Annotated in this window: 18 protein-coding genes and 2 riboswitches; of the genes, 7 read left to right on the top strand and 11 right to left on the bottom strand. The window is 64.7% G+C overall.

Annotation, left to right across the window (positions count from 1 at the left end):
* Positions 1–176: 176 nt before the first annotated feature.
* Positions 177–488 (bottom strand): hypothetical protein, encoded by a 312-nt coding sequence (locus LD110_RS22585; protein ID WP_225502186.1) that lies wholly within the window; start codon positions 486–488, stop codon positions 177–179.
* 414 nt (positions 489–902) lie between these two features.
* A complete protein-coding gene (locus LD110_RS22590) occupies positions 903–1,406 on the bottom strand; it encodes a hypothetical protein (protein WP_225502187.1) in 504 nt (167 codons plus the stop codon).
* Between the two features lie 109 nt (positions 1,407–1,515).
* A riboswitch (SAM riboswitch) is annotated at positions 1,516–1,629 on the top strand.
* A gap of 14 nt (positions 1,630–1,643) precedes the next feature.
* Between LD110_RS22590 and LD110_RS22595 the strand changes: the two genes are divergently transcribed.
* Genes LD110_RS22595 through LD110_RS22605 form a run of 3 tightly spaced genes read left to right on the top strand, consistent with a single transcriptional unit; the run spans position 1,644 to position 3,526 of the window.
* Positions 1,644–1,910: a DUF1737 domain-containing protein gene (locus LD110_RS22595; RefSeq protein ID WP_225502188.1), complete on the top strand. Its 267-nt coding sequence runs from the start codon at positions 1,644–1,646 to the stop codon at positions 1,908–1,910.
* On the top strand, positions 1,907–2,317 hold the full coding sequence (locus LD110_RS22600) for a rhodanese-like domain-containing protein (RefSeq protein WP_225502189.1): 411 nt from the start codon (positions 1,907–1,909) through the stop codon (positions 2,315–2,317). The genes LD110_RS22595 and LD110_RS22600 overlap by 4 nt, the downstream gene beginning before the upstream one ends.
* Positions 2,318–3,526, top strand: coding sequence for an O-succinylhomoserine sulfhydrylase (locus LD110_RS22605; protein WP_225502190.1), 1,209 nt, complete (start codon positions 2,318–2,320; stop codon positions 3,524–3,526).
* A 38-nt stretch (positions 3,527–3,564) separates the two neighbouring features.
* Here LD110_RS22605 and LD110_RS22610 read toward each other — a convergent pair whose 3' ends face one another.
* From LD110_RS22610 to LD110_RS22630, 5 genes are all read right to left on the bottom strand, one after another.
* Positions 3,565–4,812 carry a glutamate--cysteine ligase gene (locus LD110_RS22610; protein ID WP_225502191.1) on the bottom strand — a complete coding sequence of 416 codons (1,248 nt, stop codon included), beginning with the start codon at positions 4,810–4,812 and terminating at the stop codon, positions 3,565–3,567.
* Between the two features lie 123 nt (positions 4,813–4,935).
* Positions 4,936–6,186 (bottom strand): FAD-dependent oxidoreductase, encoded by a 1,251-nt coding sequence (locus LD110_RS22615; RefSeq protein ID WP_225502192.1) that lies wholly within the window; start codon positions 6,184–6,186, stop codon positions 4,936–4,938.
* Positions 6,183–7,463 carry an MFS transporter gene (locus LD110_RS22620; protein ID WP_374200383.1) on the bottom strand — a complete coding sequence of 427 codons (1,281 nt, stop codon included), beginning with the start codon at positions 7,461–7,463 and terminating at the stop codon, positions 6,183–6,185. Before LD110_RS22620 ends, LD110_RS22615 begins: the two co-directional genes overlap by 4 nt.
* Positions 7,464–7,666: 203 nt before the next feature.
* A complete protein-coding gene (locus tag LD110_RS22625; protein ID WP_225502193.1) occupies positions 7,667–9,190 on the bottom strand; it encodes a UDP-N-acetylglucosamine 1-carboxyvinyltransferase in 1,524 nt (507 codons plus the stop codon).
* Positions 9,191–9,263: 73 nt separating this feature from the next.
* A complete protein-coding gene (locus tag LD110_RS22630) occupies positions 9,264–10,175 on the bottom strand; it encodes a LysR family transcriptional regulator (RefSeq protein WP_225502194.1) in 912 nt (303 codons plus the stop codon).
* 70 nt (positions 10,176–10,245) lie between these two features.
* Between LD110_RS22630 and LD110_RS22635 the strand changes: the two genes are divergently transcribed.
* Positions 10,246–11,253, top strand: coding sequence for a YeiH family protein (locus LD110_RS22635; protein ID WP_225502195.1), 1,008 nt, complete (start codon positions 10,246–10,248; stop codon positions 11,251–11,253).
* A gap of 39 nt (positions 11,254–11,292) precedes the next feature.
* Complete coding sequence (locus LD110_RS22640; protein WP_225502196.1) at positions 11,293–11,478, top strand: hypothetical protein; 186 nt, start codon at positions 11,293–11,295, stop codon at positions 11,476–11,478.
* A gap of 14 nt (positions 11,479–11,492) precedes the next feature.
* Here LD110_RS22640 and LD110_RS22645 read toward each other — a convergent pair whose 3' ends face one another.
* Genes LD110_RS22645 through LD110_RS22660 form a run of 4 tightly spaced genes read right to left on the bottom strand, consistent with a single transcriptional unit; the run spans position 11,493 to position 15,493 of the window.
* Positions 11,493–12,506 carry a nitronate monooxygenase gene (locus LD110_RS22645; protein ID WP_225502197.1) on the bottom strand — a complete coding sequence of 338 codons (1,014 nt, stop codon included), beginning with the start codon at positions 12,504–12,506 and terminating at the stop codon, positions 11,493–11,495.
* A gap of 22 nt (positions 12,507–12,528) precedes the next feature.
* Positions 12,529–13,332: an energy-coupling factor transporter transmembrane protein EcfT gene (locus LD110_RS22650; RefSeq protein ID WP_225502198.1), complete on the bottom strand. Its 804-nt coding sequence runs from the start codon at positions 13,330–13,332 to the stop codon at positions 12,529–12,531.
* Positions 13,329–14,867: an ABC transporter ATP-binding protein gene (locus LD110_RS22655; RefSeq protein ID WP_225502199.1), complete on the bottom strand. Its 1,539-nt coding sequence runs from the start codon at positions 14,865–14,867 to the stop codon at positions 13,329–13,331. The genes LD110_RS22650 and LD110_RS22655 overlap by 4 nt, the downstream gene beginning before the upstream one ends.
* Positions 14,867–15,493: an ECF transporter S component gene (locus LD110_RS22660; protein ID WP_225502200.1), complete on the bottom strand. Its 627-nt coding sequence runs from the start codon at positions 15,491–15,493 to the stop codon at positions 14,867–14,869. Before LD110_RS22660 ends, LD110_RS22655 begins: the two co-directional genes overlap by 1 nt.
* Before the next feature lie 76 nt (positions 15,494–15,569).
* Positions 15,570–15,708: riboswitch (TPP riboswitch) on the bottom strand.
* A 151-nt stretch (positions 15,709–15,859) separates the two neighbouring features.
* Between LD110_RS22660 and LD110_RS22665 the strand changes: the two genes are divergently transcribed.
* Complete coding sequence (locus LD110_RS22665) at positions 15,860–16,510, top strand: NUDIX domain-containing protein (protein ID WP_225502201.1); 651 nt, start codon at positions 15,860–15,862, stop codon at positions 16,508–16,510.
* A 53-nt stretch (positions 16,511–16,563) separates the two neighbouring features.
* Complete coding sequence (locus tag LD110_RS22670) at positions 16,564–16,824, top strand: DUF4235 domain-containing protein (protein ID WP_225502202.1); 261 nt, start codon at positions 16,564–16,566, stop codon at positions 16,822–16,824.
* Positions 16,825–16,912: the final 88 nt, after the last annotated feature.

The raw sequence follows: 16,912 nt of genomic DNA on the forward strand, positions 1-16,912 counted from the left end.
ACTCAGTGGGCTTTCAGGGATTTAGCGTTCGCTTTGGGGAATTCACCCTGGATGGCGCGCCTGAAATATCAGCCCCCCTGAGGTGCCAGGCGCGAGACTTTGCTTTAGGGACCGGTCGGGCAAGGTCTGTGGTCGGCCAAGCAGTCTTGGCCGACCACACCATCTGCCTCTTCCTCCTACCTGTAATTGCTACCGCGTTGAGTCAACGCAGCCTCGTCAGCGTCACGGCTGGAATTCCGAATTGACAAAGCCCAAATACAGATGGCACCCAGCACCGCGTAAAGGGTTGTTGATCCAGATACCAGAATCAGCAGATAAACAAGAAGCGGTTCCTCAGCGGCGTTTTCATCCGTGAGGAGCCGCCCGGCAATGGCGGTTGCAACAAGGACCACCAACAAGGTCCCCAGCGCCAGGGCCTTGCGTCGTTTACAACTGCCCGCAATGAGAAGCCGCAGACCAAGGCCTACTGTCAGAGTCAGAACGACCATCGCCAAGTAGTACTCCCAAGGTGTCCTAGGCACCACAATTGCCAGGGGTCGACACCCCCCCCGGATCCAGCATCAAGCCACCTTGTAGGGAAGTGGCATGTAACTGGATATAACCAGCGAGGAAGGCGTAGAGGATCCCCAAAATGGGAGCGAACAATATTTTTGCAGCTTCCATGATTCAGCTTTCAGGAGGATCCAGCCGCGCTAGATTGAACTGAATTGAAGAATTCAGTCTCGTCAGGGACGTGGATACTTTGGCGCTTGCCATCCAGGAGAAACGTGACAGGACACAGGCAAAAATATGTGGTCTTCGCAATTGAAGCTCCTATTCATATTTAAGCCCCCCCGAGCTACGACTTACGCCGTGCTCAGACCCTACGACGTTTGCGTCTTTTGCGGAAGAGGTGGGTGCCGTTACCCTCTGTCAATGGCTCCCAAGTCTTTGACCCACTGCGGTGTGTCTAGGCCGAGGCGCCCGTCAGTGACAATGCGCAGCCGGGCTGCGGCTGCCGTGACGGCGTTGCTTCCGGGGGCATGCTCGCTTTGTGGGGCGCGTGCCCTGACCGTTTGCTCCGCGTTTTCCAGCGGTTCCTTCCACGCGACGGCAAGGATCTCGATCTCCTCATCCAGCGCCAGCTCGCTGTCGGCAAGGACTCCCAGCACGTTCAATCCAGTCTCCGAGCGTACGGGCTGCGCGGACATGGAGGCATCCAGGGCCCACTCGGCACGTTTCCACCATTCGGCCCGCATGTCGGCGCGGGTGCGCTGCCTCAGGGTCATGAGCCCAATCGTGAACGCCAGAACTGCCGCCAGCAGCACCGCCACTGGACTGAGACCAGCCAAAATCTCCCACCATTGGGACGGCGGGAGCTGCACCACCACTGTGGACGAAGGCGACGGCGACGGAGTCGGGATCACGGACCCAGCCTATGCCGTCCCCCGGGCCCGCCGACCATGACGCACCGGTTACGGAACATGACGACGACGGCGGTGCGGGCCGCCGTCGTGGATGTTACGTTTTTCACTGAGTAATGAGTGCCAGCGCCAAGCCCTGACTTGCTGGTCGGCAACCCTCTTTTGCGGCGGGGTGCCTCAGGTGACTACTCGGCGTATCGACACTATCGAACTGCAAGCGTGACTGAGGAGCACCGGCATATGTCTGAACCCACTGAAGAGAAACTCGCGTACCGTTTGATCACGGGCCCGGACACCCGTGAATTCTGCGAGCGGATCTCCACGGCCCTGGCCGAAGGATACGTCCTGCACGGCAGCCCGGCCGCCACGTTCAATGGCATTGACGTGGTGGTGGCCCAGGCCATCATCCTGCCTTCCGCCGTGGCCAGCGCCGACGCTGCGGTCGCCTCCGCGGTGGACCAGTTGGAAAACGACGACGACACCGAAGCTTTCGAGGGACACGCATGAGCTACGCAGGAGACCTGACCCCCAACGATGCGTGGGCCAAGCTCGAAGAGGGCGCCATCCTGGTGGACGTCCGCACCGAGGGCGAATGGGCGCATATCGGCATACCGGACACCAAAGCCACGGAGAACGACCCCCTCTTCATCCAGTGGAGCTTTGCCGGCGGCATCCCCAACCCCAATTTCATCGAAGAACTGAAGTCCCAGGCCCCGGAGGACCAGAACACGGAGCTTGTGTTCATCTGCCGCTCCGGCCAGCGCTCCATCTCGGCCGCCATCGCCGCGACGGAGGCGGGCTTCACGTCCTACAACGTCCTGGAAGGCTTCGAAGGCGAACCTGACCGCTACGGTGAGCGCACCATCAACGGCTGGAAGAACCGTGGCCTGCCGACCAACCTGGGGAAGAACTAAGTGACTTTCAATCCTGACGCCGCCGGCTGGAGCCCTGACACCCAGGCAGTCCGCGGCGGACTTGACCGCACCAATTTCCAGGAAACCGCGGAGCCGGTATTCCTCAACTCCGGTTTCGTCTACGAATCCGCGGCCGCCGCGGAGCGGGCCTTCACCGGCGAAGACGAGCGCTTTGTGTACTCCCGCTACGGCAACCCGTCAGTGGCAACTTTCCAGGAGCGCCTCAGGCTGCTGGAAGGAACCGAAGCCTGCTTCGCGACGGCGTCGGGCATGTCCGCGGTGTTCACCGCGCTGGGTGCACTGCTCGCCGCAGGTGACCGTGTAGTCGCCGCGCGCAGCCTCTTCGGCTCCTGTTTCGTCATCCTCAACGAAATCCTGCCCCGCTGGGGCGTCGAGACGGTGTTTGTTGACGGTCCGGACTTGGAGCAGTGGCGCGAGGCATTGTCCGTCCCCACAACGGCTGTTTTCTTTGAGTCCCCTTCCAACCCCATGCAGGAAATCGTGGACATCGCCGCGGTCAGCGAGCTGGCCCACGCAGCGGGTGCCACCGTCGTCGCGGACAATGTCTTCGCCACTCCCCTGCTGCAGCGTTGCGGTGAGCTCGGCGCGGACGTGATCGTCTACTCCGGCACCAAGCACATCGACGGCCAGGGCCGGGTTTTGGGAGGTGCCATCCTGGGCACCAAGGAATTCATCGATGGTCCGGTCAAGCAGCTGATGCGCCACACGGGCCCCTCGTTGTCTTCGTTCAACGCCTGGGTGCTGACCAAAGGCCTGGAAACGTTGTCCCTGCGCGTCAACCATGCCTCGGTATCGGCCCTGAAGATCGCCGAATGGCTCGAGGAGCAGTCGGCCATCAACTGGGTCAAGTACCCGCTCCTTAAGTCCCACCCGCAGTACGCCCTGGCCGCCAAGCAAATGAAGGCCGGTGGCACGGTGCTGACATTCGAACTGAACCCATCCGGGGGACGTTCGGCCAAGGACGCTGCCTTCGAACTCTTGGACGGCCTGTCCGTGATCGACATCTCGAACAACCTGGGTGACTCCAAATCCCTCATCACGCACCCGGCGACCACAACGCACCGCGCCATGGGCCCGGAGGGTCGGGCGGCAATCGGCCTGAGCGACGGCGTTGTGCGCCTGTCCGTGGGACTCGAGGACGTCGATGACTTGATCCAGGACCTCGAAAAGGCGCTCAAGCAGATCTAGCTAGGCAGATCTAGGCAGGCAGATCTAGGCAGGCAGATCTAGGTCTCAGGCCAGTTCTGGCGGACCCAGGTGAGGACCGGCTGCGGACGGGTGTCCACTTCGTCGTCGGCTCCGCGCATGGTGAGACGTACCGCGTGCGCGACGACGGCGGCCAGCCCGCCGTCGTCGAGGTCCGGGTCCGCTGCCCTGGCCCGTTTAGCCGCCTCCCGCTGTTCCACGGAGCCAGAGCCGCGTTGCAGGATTGCCGACACGCCGGCTTTGGCGACATCCAGTTCGGCTTGTTCCTGCAGGACAGGTGACAGATACTCCACCAGGGACCATACGACGTCGGCCGCTGGCGCCGGGCGGAAAGTCCTGAAGTCCAGCAATTCCGTCTGCAGTCCATAGTTGCTGGCCTGCCAGGACGCCAGCCGCAGCAGGCCTGTGGGCACAGTGGACGGTTCCTTGCCGGCCTGCCACTCTCGGGCAGCTGTCTCCACGAGCGCGCGCACCAGCACTGCGATCAGTGCGGCATCCTCGGCCCTCAGGCACACGTCTGCCACGCGAACCTCAACTGTTGGATGGTGCCGGGAGAGGCGTGCGTCGAAATAGATCATGCCTTCGTCCAACAACACGCCGGTCCCGATAAGCCTGCTCACCACGTTGCGGTAATTGGCCTCCGATCCGAACACAGCTGAAGGGCCCGATGTAGGCCAGCGGTTCCAGGCCTGCGTGCGGTAGCTCTCGAATCCGGTCTCCACTCCGTGCCAATATGGCGAATTCGCCGATAGTGCGGTCAGCACGGCGAGTTTGTCCCGGATCCTGTCCAGAACGGCCACACCTTCCTCGGAGGTGTCAACGGCCGTGTGGACATGGAAGCCGCAGGTGAGTTGTTCGTGGACCGTGAGGCCAAAGCGCTCCATCATCACCGCGTAGCGCGGGTCGGGCGTGGTGTGCGTCAGGGCATCCAGGGGGCTGGTTGCCAGCGCTGCGATCCGGGCCCCGTGACGGCGGGCCGACTCGTCCGCCATGGAGCGTCCCAGCCGGATCTGGTGCAGGAGTTCCGCGTGGCGTCGGCAGGGCCGGGTCTGGGTTTCGATTTGTTCCAACTTGAGCTCGTGGCTCATGCCGGTCTGCGGGCCGTCTGAGTCGTTTTCGTCCTGCTCGTCTTCTACCTGAAGGTTGGCGCTGGACCACTCCTGGCTGGGTGAAGCGCTGTCCCTGAGCAGGGCATCGGCCAACGCCAGCGGCGCTCCGGTGTCCGGATCGACGATGAGCAGCTCTTCCTCTACCCCAAAGGTCCGCATGGCTCCATTCTGCACAGGAAATTCGAGTACAGGCCACTCGGGTTTCGGCATACCATTCCGGCTTATTCTTCAAACAGCGACGGTCCGGCCCATCACTCCCTCCGGTGGGCCGGACCGACGTCGTTATGCCGCTGCCTTGCTCTCGGTGCGGTGCGCTTTGCTCTCGGTGCCGTGACCGTACAGCCAATCGGTGTAGTGGAAATCGCTGCCGCGCCGTGCCTTGAAGAGAAGGTTGCGCAGCACCTGCCCGACGCCGGAAACGTGCCAGGATTCGCCCCAGACGCGCGCGGTGCGTTGGACGCGGGCCGTCCGCGGCGCGCGGGCGGCGGCGAACTCGGCGAGCGCAGCGTCCCAGGCTGTATCGTCGGCGTCACCGCCGCGGAACACCCTTGCGTTGGTGATGTCCTCCAGGACGGCGGCGTCCTCGAGGGCCTGACATGCGCCCTGGGCAAGGTACTGAAGCATCGGATGGGCTGCGTCGCCGATTAGTACGGTGCGGCCGTTGACCCACTCGGTGATCGGTTCGCGGTCGTACATGGGCCAGCGGATGTTCTTGCCCAGGTTGGCCAGCGCCGCCTTCACCTGCGGGACGCAATCGCGGTAGGCCTCCTCCAGCTCGTCCACTCCGCCGTACTGCTCCTCGCCACGGGCGAACGACGGTGACTTGAACACGGCCACCGTGTTGAGGAGTTCGCCTTTGCGCAGAGGGTATTGCACTAGGTGGCAGTCCGGGCCGAGGTACACAATGACGTCCTCGAGGTCGGCTGCCGGGGTGTCCTTGGTGATCGGAACGGTGCCGCGGTACGCCACATAGGCAGAACCGATCGGCGTGTCGGTGGAGACTGCGGCCCGCAGGGCCGATTTCAGCCCGTCCGCTGCCAGGACGGCGTCGGCAGTGTAAACCTCGCCGCCGGCACTCCTGACGCGTCCGACGGCGGCACCCGCCGCAGTGGCTACCGTCTCCACTGATTCGACGCGGACGTTGTTGATGAGTTCGACGCCAGCCTCGCGGCAGGCTTCCAGCAGCACGCGGTGCAGGTCACTGCGGTGGACCACTACGTAGGGGGCGCCATACCGTTCCTCGAATTCGCCGCCCAAGACCTGGCGAGTGAGCTCTTCGCCGGTCACGGCGTCACGGAACACGATGTTCCTGGGCTTCACGCCAACCTCGATCACCTTGTCCAACAGGCCCCAACGCTGGAGGATCCGGGTGGCATTGGGGGCCAACTGCAGGCCTGCGCCCACTTCGCCGAACTCGGGCGCCTGTTCCAGTAGGGTGACGCGGGCACCGTTGGACCGCATGGCCAGTGCGCCGGCGAGTCCCGCCATGCCGCCCCCGACGACGAGTACATCTGATTGTTCATTGTTTGTCATGATGCTTTTCCTTCAAGGATGGTGGATGTTGCCCGGACGCGGACGGCGATGGTTCCCAGCAGCAGGGCTGCCAGGGCCGCCGCCGCGGCGAAGGCGATGAAATTGGAATTGACGCCAAGTCCGGCGGCCAGCAGAAGGCCACCCAGTTGCGGTGCGGCCACGGCGCCGATCCGGCCAACGCCCAGCGCCCAGCCGAGGGCAGTGCCGCGAAGATGTCCAGGGAAATGGCTGGCGACTGCCGCGATGATGAGGCACTGCGTCCCGTGAGTGCCGATGCCCGCCAGGACCAGCATGAGATAGACGACGACGACGTCCGGGCCGGTCATGATGACTGCCAGCCCGACCGCAGCGCAGGCTGCGGCGCCAATCGCCGTCGGAATCGGTCCGAAGCGTCCGCCAGCCCACGCCGTGATGACCGAGCCAGCCACGGCACCAAGGTTGAGGGCGAGGGCGAACGTGAGGGCGGAGCCGAGGTTGTAGCCTGCCAGTTGCATGAGGTTGGGGAGCCAGGTGCCCAGACCGTACCAGGCGAAGAGCGTGGCCAGGGTGGCGAGGGCGAAGAGCGAACTGGCGCCAAGGTAGGGTGCCCGGAGCAAGATGCCGAAGCCATTCCTGGTGGTCGCTGTGACCTTCGGCGCGGCGGTTTCCGGCAGGAACTTCCAAGCCAGCGGAACAACCAACACAAGGGCCAGCCCGGCTATCAGGAACATGATCGACCAGCCGAACGTGGGGATGAGGGGAATCCCGGCCAACGCAGCGGCGGTGCCGCCCAGCGGCACTCCGGACATCATCAGCGTGGCTACGGCGGACCGCCAGCGGTCGGGCACCAGTTCGGCCACCAGTGCGTTGGCGGACGGCACCAGACCGCCGAGGCCAATACCGGCGAGCAGCCGGAGTAGCCCGAAGGCCCACGCGTTGGGGGCGAAAGCGCAGAGGGCCGAGAGGAGCGAGAACGCCACGGCGCACATCAGGATGGTCCGTCGGCGGCCCAGCGCATCAGCGAGCCTGCCGGCGAAGATTGCGCCGATGAGCATGCCGAGGAAGGCCAGCGAGCCGATGGTCCCCGCGGTGCCCTTGGTCAGGCCCCAGTCCGTTCCGTTGATCAGGGTGGATTGGACCGTGCCGTAGACGATGAGGTCGTAGCCGTCGAAGACAACCAACAACCAGCACAGGATGACCGCCATCGTGGAGGTCTTTCTGGACAGGAATTCCGCGGCGCCGTTATCCGGCGCATGCCGCTCGGCGTCTTCGTCGACCGCCGGAGAAATGTAAGCCATGACAACCATGGTGTCGTCAGCCACAAAACATCGGCAGGACTTTCTGCTATGCAGAATCGCAGCCGCCCGGACTACTCCGCCGAGATGACACTTAATGGCAATCCCAGCGGATTTTATTGGCATTAAGTGCCATCTCGCGCACAGGAGGGCAACGAGCGAAGCGACATTAATTCTGCATAGCAGAATACAGTGCAGCGGGGAAACTAGTCCTGGAAGTACTCCACCTTGGCTCCGATGGCATTGAGCCGCTCCGCCAGGTCCTCGTAGCCGCGCTCGATCACGTAGATGTTGCGCAGTTCCGAGACACCCCGGGCGGCCAGCATCGCCAGCAGGATGCAGGCTGCGGGGCGCAGGGCAGGCGGACAGCCCACCTCGGCGGCGCGCCATTTGGTGGGGCCGTTGACGTAGATCCGGTGCGGATCCAGCAACTGGACCTGGGCGCCCAGGCGGTTTAGTTCCGTCAGGTAGATCGCCCGGTTTTCATACACCCAGTCGTGGATCATCGTCTGGCCCTGGGCATTACCAGCGATCACCGCGAAGAACGGCAGGTTGTCGATGTTCAACCCAGGGAAAGGCATCGGATGGATCTTATCTGTCGCCGCGGTCAGCGCGGAGGGGATGGTGGTGACGTCCACAAGGCGGGTGCGACCGTTGCGGGCCTTGTACTCGCCGGAGATCTCCAACTTCTGTCCCATCTGCTCCAGGACAGCCAGTTCGATTTCCATAAACTCGATGGGTACGCGCCGGATGGTCACCTCGGAGTTGGTCACGATGCCGGCGGTGATGAGGCTCATGGCCTCAATGGGGTCCTCCGAGGGGAAGTACTCGATGTCCACATCGATACCCGGGCGGCCGGTGATCCGTAGCGTGGTGGTGCCGACGCCGTCGATCTTCACGCCGAGGCCCTGCAGATAGAAGCAGAGGTCCTGGACCATGTAATTGGGGCTCGCGTTCCGGATGACGGTGGTGCCGGAGCGGTGGGCAGCAGCCATGATGGCGTTCTCAGTCACAGTGTCGCCGCGCTCGGTGAGGACGAACGACCGGTCCACGGCGTCGGCCGGTGGAGCCTGCACGGAGTAAAAGCCGGACTTGGCCTCGACGGACAGGCCGAATTGGCGCAGCGCCTGCATGTGCGGCTCCACTGTGCGAGTGCCCAGGTCGCAGCCTCCCGCATACGGCAAGCGATACTCCGAGGACTCATCCAGCAGCGGACCCAGCAGCATAATGACGGACCGCGTGCGGCGGGCGGCATCCACATCCATGGAGTCGAGTTCCAGGACGTCAGGGCGCCGAATCCGCAGGTCATTGTCGTTGAGCCATGTGCACTCGACGCCGATGGAGGAGAGGACCTCCACAATCCGGTTGACCTCCTCGATGCGGGCTAGCCGTCGAAGCGTGGTGGTCCCTCGATTGATGAGGCTGGCGCATAGCAGGGCAACCCCGGCGTTCTTGCTGCTGTTGACATCCACGGCGCCGGACAGCGTCCTTCCGCCCTCGACCCGAAGATGTGTCATCTGCGGACGCCCCACTTTGACGATGGAACGGCCGAAGATGCTTTCCAGTCGCTCGATCATCTTGAGGCTCAAGTTCTGCTTGCCCTGTTCCATCCGGGCGATGGCGCTTTGGCTGGTCCCGAGCGCAGATGCCAACTGTCCCTGGGTCCAGCCCTTTTCCGTGCGGGCATCCCTCAGGAGCAGGCCGACGTGTTCAGCAGTAGGTTGCGTCATGTCGAGAAAATATCACTAATGATCTAAGGGGCCGCGAAGAAACGCCATTATCGCGAGAAGAGTCACATGTTATTCACTTCATGCGATAAGGATGCGGCGCTTCCAAAGCCAGAGCCAAAAACTCCGCTGCCCCCTTGCCAAGCGTTGTTCCGGCGGGCCAAACGGCCCGCAGCGTGCGGCCCAAACGCAAGCCTTCGACGTCGACCTCCACCAGGCTGCCCGTTCGCAGCAGGTGCTCCACGGCCAATCTGCTGACGACGCCGGGCCCAAGCCCAGCCGCGACACTCGCCACAAGCGCGGCGTTGCTGCCCACTTCGTACCGCGGACCCGCCCCGTAAGGGTCCAGCGCGAGGTCTGCGGTCTGCCGGGTCCCGGACCCAGGTTCGCGAACCACCAGTCCGGCGGCCGCCACCTCCGCGGCGGGAACCTCCTTGCCGCGTTTAGCCCACGCATGACCAATGGGAACCACTACAGCGAGTTCATCGCGTGCAGCGTCCAAGTAGCGGAAGCCCGTCCGCACCGTAGGTCCCTCGACGAAACCCAACTCGGCTGCCCCGCTCGCCAAGCGCTCGAACACCGCATCCGAATTGCCGACGTCGAGGGCCACTTTGGTGTGGGGCATCCGCTGCTGGGCGCTTGCCAGCCACAGCGGCATCAGGTGCTCGGCAACGGTCATGCTTGCACAAACGTGCAGTGTCCCTGCAGAACCGCTGCGCAAGGCTTCGACAGCACGGAGCACGTGATCGTTGGCCTCCAGGACCTCAGCCGCCAGTCCGGCCAGGACGCGGCCCTGGTCGCTGAGGCCCGTCCCGCGCGCCGTTCTGTGGGCCAAGGGAAAACCCGCCGAGCGTTCCATTTGTTCCAGCATGCGGCTGGCGTTGGGCTGCGCCACGCCTGTAGCCCGCGCCGCACCGCCGATGCTGCCCTGCGCCGCGAGTGCGTGCAGCAGCCGGTAATGCCTCAGATCCCAGTCCTGGACGCTCATATCACCAGCATATGGCTTCATGCCAAAGTGCCGTCTACTGCGCCCGCGTCGCGGCAGGAAGCATGGAACCATGACCTCTTCTGCCCCAGCAATCGACCCTGCGCTGAGGTTGCCATCGTCGCGGATACTGCCGGGCCTCCTCCTCGCCGGCACCGCCGCCGCAGCCACCATGGTCCTCGGACTGGCCTTCCCGCTGCTCAGTCCCGTGTTGCTGGCTATCGCAGCCGGTGCGCTGGCGCGTAATCTCGGCTGGCTGCCGGACGTCCTCACTCCTGGACTTGAAGTGGCGGCGCGTCGAGTGCTTCGCATCGGCATCGTGTTGCTGGGCCTGCAGTTGTCCCTTCAGGAGCTCGGCGCCCTAGGCTGGGGCGTTCCGGTCTTCGCCGTCACTGTAGTTGGCGTAGGAATCCTGTCCACCCTGGCACTGGGCCGGGCGCTGCGCGTCGGACGGAAGCAGTCGCTGCTGATTGCCTGCGGCTTTTCCATCTGTGGCGCTGCCGCAGTTGCGGGCGTGGAACGCTCCGTAGGCGCGGACGACGACGACACCGTCACCGCTGTGGCGCTCGTGGTGCTCTTCGGCACGGCAATGATCCCGCTGCTGCCGTGGCTCAGTGGAGTGCTGGGGCTGTCTTCGGCGGCGTCGGGCATCTGGGCAGGCGCCTCAATCCACGAGGTGGCACAGGTCGTGGCCGCGGGTGGAATCATCGGCGGGAGTGCGTTGGCCGTGGCGGTGACCGTGAAACTGGCCCGGGTCCTGATGCTGGCGCCAGTTGCTGCCCTGCTGTCCTGGCGGACTGGGGACGGGCGCGAAGGTAGGCGACCTCCGCTTGTGCCGCTATTTGTCCTCGGATTCCTATTGATGGTGGCAGCCCGCACCTGGCTTCCGATTCCGGCGGAAGTTGTGGACTCGGCTTCCCTGCTGCAGCGGTTCCTGCTCACAGCGGCGATGTTCGCCCTCGGTTGCGGCGTGCGCCTCCGCTCGTTGCTAAGGCGCGGGCTGCGACCGGTGATCCTGGCTGCCGGCTCAACTGCCGTCGTCGGAATCACCGGGCTGCTTGGGGCCCTGCTGATTGGTTAGCTCCTCGACACAGGCTTTGGGCGGGGCTAGCGTGAACCCATGAGTAAGCAGGACAAGCCCGGGGATCCCTTGGAGAATAAGGAGCCCTCCGAAGGGGAGCCGGCGTCGGGCCAGGGCGAGGAGCAACTGGACACCAAGGTTGATCCCGATTTCATCCCCGAGGAAAACCCTGAAAATCCCGTCGAGCGCAGGGCGAGGGAAGATCCGGAGGAAACCGGGAGCTAGCGCACAGAAACGTCCTAAGGCGTCAGCTCCGCGAGGATCTCCGCGGCGGACGCCTGCCGTGCCTCCCTGAAACCCGTGCCGGCCCAAAGGTGGACCCCTTGAGCGTCGCCCCGCGCCGCGGCGGCGGCACGCAACGGCGAGGTCATGTAGTGCACCTGGGGATAGGCGGCGGGTGCGGTTGGATGACTATCCATGAACCGGTTTCGCAGGCCCCGTGCGACCCTGCCGGTGAATGCACGTGTTGTCGCGGTTTCCGTGAAGGCGGGATCAACTAAAGCGGTACGGTTAACCGGATTCGTCCCGGCCTCCTCGGCCAGCAGAAGGGCCGTGCCAAGCTGGACGGCGGCAGCACCGGCGTCGACGACGGCGGCAGCATCCCGGCGCGTGGCGACCCCGCCGCCGGCGATGAGCGGCAAGTCAGTGATGCGGGCGACCTCAGCCAGCAACTCAAGGAGTGGCGTCGAGTCCGGCTCCGCGTCGGCGTCGAACGTTCCCCGGTGACCGCCCGCTTCGGGGCCCTGCACCACCAGGGCGAGCGCGCCGTTCTTTTCCGCAATCCGCGCCTCCGCGGCGCTGGTCACCGTCACGGCGGTCACGACGCCGCCGTCGTTGAGCGCCCGAAGCGTCCCCGCGTCCGGGCAGCCGAAGGTGAAGGATACGACGTCGGGCAGTTGTTCCATGACAACGCGGAGCTTGTCCTCCCACGCGTCGTTGTCCCAGCGCGGCTCCCCGACGGCGGCACCGTACCGCTTCGCCTCGTCCTCCAGTTCGCGGCCGTAGGCCTCGAGGTCTTTGGAACGGGTCTGGTTGGCCGACATCACGAAGAGGTTTACTCCGATCGGGCCCGACGTGAGTTTCCTGGCCGCAGCCACTTGGGCAGCGAATTGCTCGGCAGTCTTGTACCCCGCGGCCAGGAACCCCAGACCTCCGGCGTTGGTGACCGCTGCGGCGAGTTCCGGCGTCGACGGCCCTCCCGCCATCGGCGCGCCAACAATGGGCAGGGTGAGTTCACGAACGTCAAAAGCCACCGGGTTCTCCCGTCAAACGGTTTCAGTTGCGGCTAAGCCACACGAAGGACCATGTTCCGGCGCTCACAGCGGACAGCACAGCACTAGCCGCGATCAGCACTCCCCCCAAAACTACCCAAATATCAAGGACAGAGTAGGTGGATTCCCGTGCCCAGGTCCTGGTGTTGCCTCCGAAACCACGGGCTTCCATGGTGACGGCTAGCCGGGAGGCGCGGCGGATCGCCTGGACCAGCAGCCCGAAGCTCTGGCCGAGCGTCGCGCGGAGCCGCTGCATCGGGTTGCCATGGGAGCCAACGCCACGGGCGCGCCGGGCCATGCCAATGGTCTGCCACTCTTCGGCCATAAGGCCCACCAGCCGCAGCGCGGCCAGGGTTCCCAGCACAAAACGGTGTGGCAGCCTGGCTTTCTGCGCCAGGGCATCGGCGAGGTCCGTGGGGTCGGTGCAGCTCATCAGCAGGACCGCGGGCATCGCGATCGCCAGGCCCCGGAGCATAAACCCGAGTCCCAGCGTGAGTGAGCCTTCGCTGATTGACCAGACGCCGACGTCGAGCAGCACGCTTCCGCTGTCGGCCGACAGGATCGCCGTGCTCCAGCCGCCCAGGGCGGCGGCCAGGATCAGCGGCCAGCCGCGCTGCCACACAAGCCGCAACGTGAGTCCCGCCAACGGAAACAGCGCCAGCTCGGCAAGCAGCGCAACGCTCGCGGAGACCCAGTCAATGGAGAGCGCCAGGACCATGGAGATGAGGAACACGGCCACGAACTTGGCCAGTGGGTTGGCGCGGGTCAGCAGGGCAGTGTTTCCGTGGAGTGTGAGTTCCTGCCTCATGCGGCACCTGCCTCGGTCCTGGCGGTCGCGGGTTCGCTCGGCCCCAGCCGAAGCTCGGTGCCACCGAGGACCGCACTGAATTCCTGGTCGTGGGTCACTGACACCACGGCCGTTCCTTCGTCCAGCAATTCCGACAGGAAGGACGCGAGCTCCGCCCACGTGGCCGCGTCCTGCCCGAACGTCGGCTCGTCCAGGACCAGGACTTTCGGATGTGCTGCGAGGACGGTGGCTACGGAGAGCCGCCGCTTCTCGCCCCCGGACAGAGTGTAGGGATTGGCGTCCACCAGCTTGCCAAGGCGCAGCCGTTCCAAAAGTTCGTCAACCCGTTCGCTGCCGCGGCCCAGGTGTCGCGGTCCAAACATCAACTCGTCCAGCACCTTGGCGGTCACAAACTGGTGCTCGGGCTCCTGGAACACGGTGCCGATGCGGGAGATTAGCCGATCGGCCTTCCAGCTGTAGGGGTCCGGGCCGCCGCCGTCGCTGAGGTCATTGCTTGCGGTCACGGTGCCGTCAACTGGTTTGAGCAGACCCGCCAGCGTCAGGGCAAAAGTTGATTTCCCGGCGCCGTTGGGTCCTGTGACCGTCAACGCCTGGCCGGCCCTAACCTCGGCCTCGATGCCGACTTGCACTGGTTCCGGGGCGATGGTGCGGAATCCCCGACGTCGCGGGGTTTCACGGGAGACTGCAAGGTCCTGGGCAGAAAGCAACAGGCGCGAACTGTTCTGCTCGTCCAGCCGTGACCGGGTTGGGGGGACATACCCCGGAACCCACACTCCGGCGGCGATAAGCATCTTCCGTGCCTGCTCCAGCACCCGATCCGGCGGACCGTCCAGGAACACTGCGTCCTGCCCCGACGACCCGGGCTGCAGCACCACAATCCGGTCCACCATGTTCTTCCAGACCGCCACCCGGTGTTCCACCACAATGAGTGTGGCGCCGGTCTTGTCCAAGCACCGGCCGACGGCGTCGCGCACCTCGAGGACGCCCGCTGGGTCGAGGTTGGCGGTCGGCTCGTCGAGGAGGATAAGCCCGGGCCGCATCGCCAGGATTCCGGCCAGCGCTAGGCGCTGCTTTTGCCCGCCGGACAGGGCCGACGTCGGGTGGTTCAGTGGCAAGTGGCCCAGCCCGACGTCTTCGAGCGCCTCATGCACACGCGTCCAGATCTCATCGCGGGGCACGGCAAGGTTCTCGGCGCCGAAGGCCACGTCGTCGCCCAGGCGGGACAGCACCACCTGCGTTTCGGGGTCTTGCTGCATAAGGCCGGCACGGCCCCTGCGGGAACGGGGGGCCGCCCCGTCCACAAGCAGCGAGCCGGTCTCGTCGGCGTCGTCCTCTTCCCCGCCCAGCACCCCGGCGAGGGCGTGCAGCAGCGTCGATTTGCCCGAACCCGAGGGACCCAGAAGGAGCACACGCTCACCGGGCCGGATGTCAAGGTCCAAGCCACGAACGGCCGGTTGCGTGCGGCCGGCATGCCTCCACCCCCAGCCCTGGGCAGTGACGGCAGCCGGCCGAACGCCGGTATCAGCAGCCCCCATCAGGAGAACGCAGGCTCCGTTGCCGCCTTGCGGGAGGCGAACGAGCTCAGCACGCCGGTCTTGGCAAGCCCGCGTGTAGCGATCCAGGACAGGGCGCCGGCGATGATAGCGCCGGAAATCGCGCAGAAGATGATGTACACCAGCTTGTCCGTTGCCGGGTAGGCGATGTTCCAGCCCCACGGCGAGAAGCAGTCGTTGAGGCCGCCGAACAGGCCCGCACCGGCACCTGCGAGCAGGGCGGTGGTCAGGTTGAACCTCTTGTACAGGAACGCAGCGAACACCAATTCGGCCCCGAGGCCCTGAAGGACACCGGAAATCAGCACGGTGGTGCCATACTGCGAACCCATGATGAGTTCCCCAGTGGCCGCAACGGTTTCACAGAAAAGTGCCGCGCCTGGCTTACGGATGATCAGCATGCCCAGAACGGCAGGGATGAGCCAGCCGCCGATGTAGAGGCCGGTCAGCGGCGGGTACACGGCGTTGGCGGGAGCGGAAATAAGGTTGGCGCCCTGGGACCAGGCCCAGAAAATCACGCCACCAGCGACGGCGATGAGCGCCGCCACCACGATGTCAACAACACGCCAGTTGTAGCTGGGACGGGCGGTGCTGGCTGAAATGTCAGTCATGATGTCCTCCTGGGAAACAGGAGGGGAAAGTGCTCCCGGCTGCCTCCGTGCGGCTTGCGCCGCGCCGGTTCCCGGACACTCTGAGAACTCGACTCCCTTGCGCCGGTACTAGCCGGATCAGGTTCGAGGGTCTGCGGTTGGCCGCACTCTCAGCGCCCCTCCGTCACTGCCTCCTTCTGGCAATGTCCGACGGCGGCGCTCCCCTGTCGTTGTCATTTGCCCTTGTGGGCGAGGTCCAGTTTACACCCGGCGGGCTTTCGGAGGGCGTGCTGCACGGGCCCACCCACCACGCGAATTGCCATTTAATGGCAATGTTGGGCAGGAACATTGCCATTAAATGGCATCTCGCGAGGGAGGGAGAGCACCATGTCGAGCGAACCGAGGCTCGCTGCGAGCGTGATCCTGTTGCGGGATGGAGTCAACGGGCCCGAGGTGTTTGTGCAGCACCGCGTTTCCACCATGGACTTCGCCGCAGGAATGGTCGTGTTCCCCGGCGGCAGGGTGGACGAAGTGGACCGGCAGGCCCAGGACTTTCCCTCGGAGTTATTGCGCCGCCATGCCGAAGCTTGGCACCTCAGCAGCCAAAATGACGACGACGGCGACACCGCCGCTGCCAACGCCGGCACCCTGCTCGCGGCTGCCCGCCGCGAGGTCTTCGAGGAAGCAGGCATTGCCCTGGAGCCCGAGGATCTCCTGCCCTGGGCCAATTGGGTCACCCCGCCGGACCAGCCCAAACGCTTTGATACCTTCTTCTACATCGCGTCGCCCAGCCCCAAGCTAGAGCCGATGCACCAGACCACTGAGGCATCGTCGTCGCACTGGATGCCGGTGCGGGAAATCCTGGAACAGGAAGCCGCCCTTACCCTGCGCCTGATGCCGCCCACGCTGGTCCTATTGCGCGAGATCCTAGGCCTGGGTTCCGTTGCTGCCGTGCGGTCCGTGAACCGGGACATCGTGCCGGTGCATCCCGCGGCTGGGGCGCTTCAGGAATTCCTGCGGGGCAAGGGGCTAGGCTGAGTTGGAACGCAAGGCCGGGGCAAGTCCCGTTTTCGTCATCGAAGGAGACCGGAATGAACGTGCTTATCAAGCTGTTCGGGGCAGTGGTCAGTATTGTTGCAGGACTCATCGGCACCAAGATCGTCAATTCAGTGTGGGAGAAGACCACGGGCAACAAGCCGCCAACGGGCAAAGACGACACTCCCACGAGCCTACGTTCGGCCCTTACCTTTGCGCTGATCTCCTCGATCGTCAGCACCGTTATCCAGGTCCTGGCCAACCGCGGAACGCAGCGCGCGATTGCCCGCTTCGCTAGGACGCAGGACATCACCTAGGCACTACCGGTCAGCAGTTCCTCACGCGCGTCCCTGATTGACTGTGTCAGCTGTTGCACCGCCAACCCGTGGCACGCAGCGGGCGATT

The organism is Arthrobacter sp. M4, from assembly GCF_020251205.1.
Classification (GTDB): domain Bacteria; phylum Actinomycetota; class Actinomycetes; order Actinomycetales; family Micrococcaceae; genus Arthrobacter.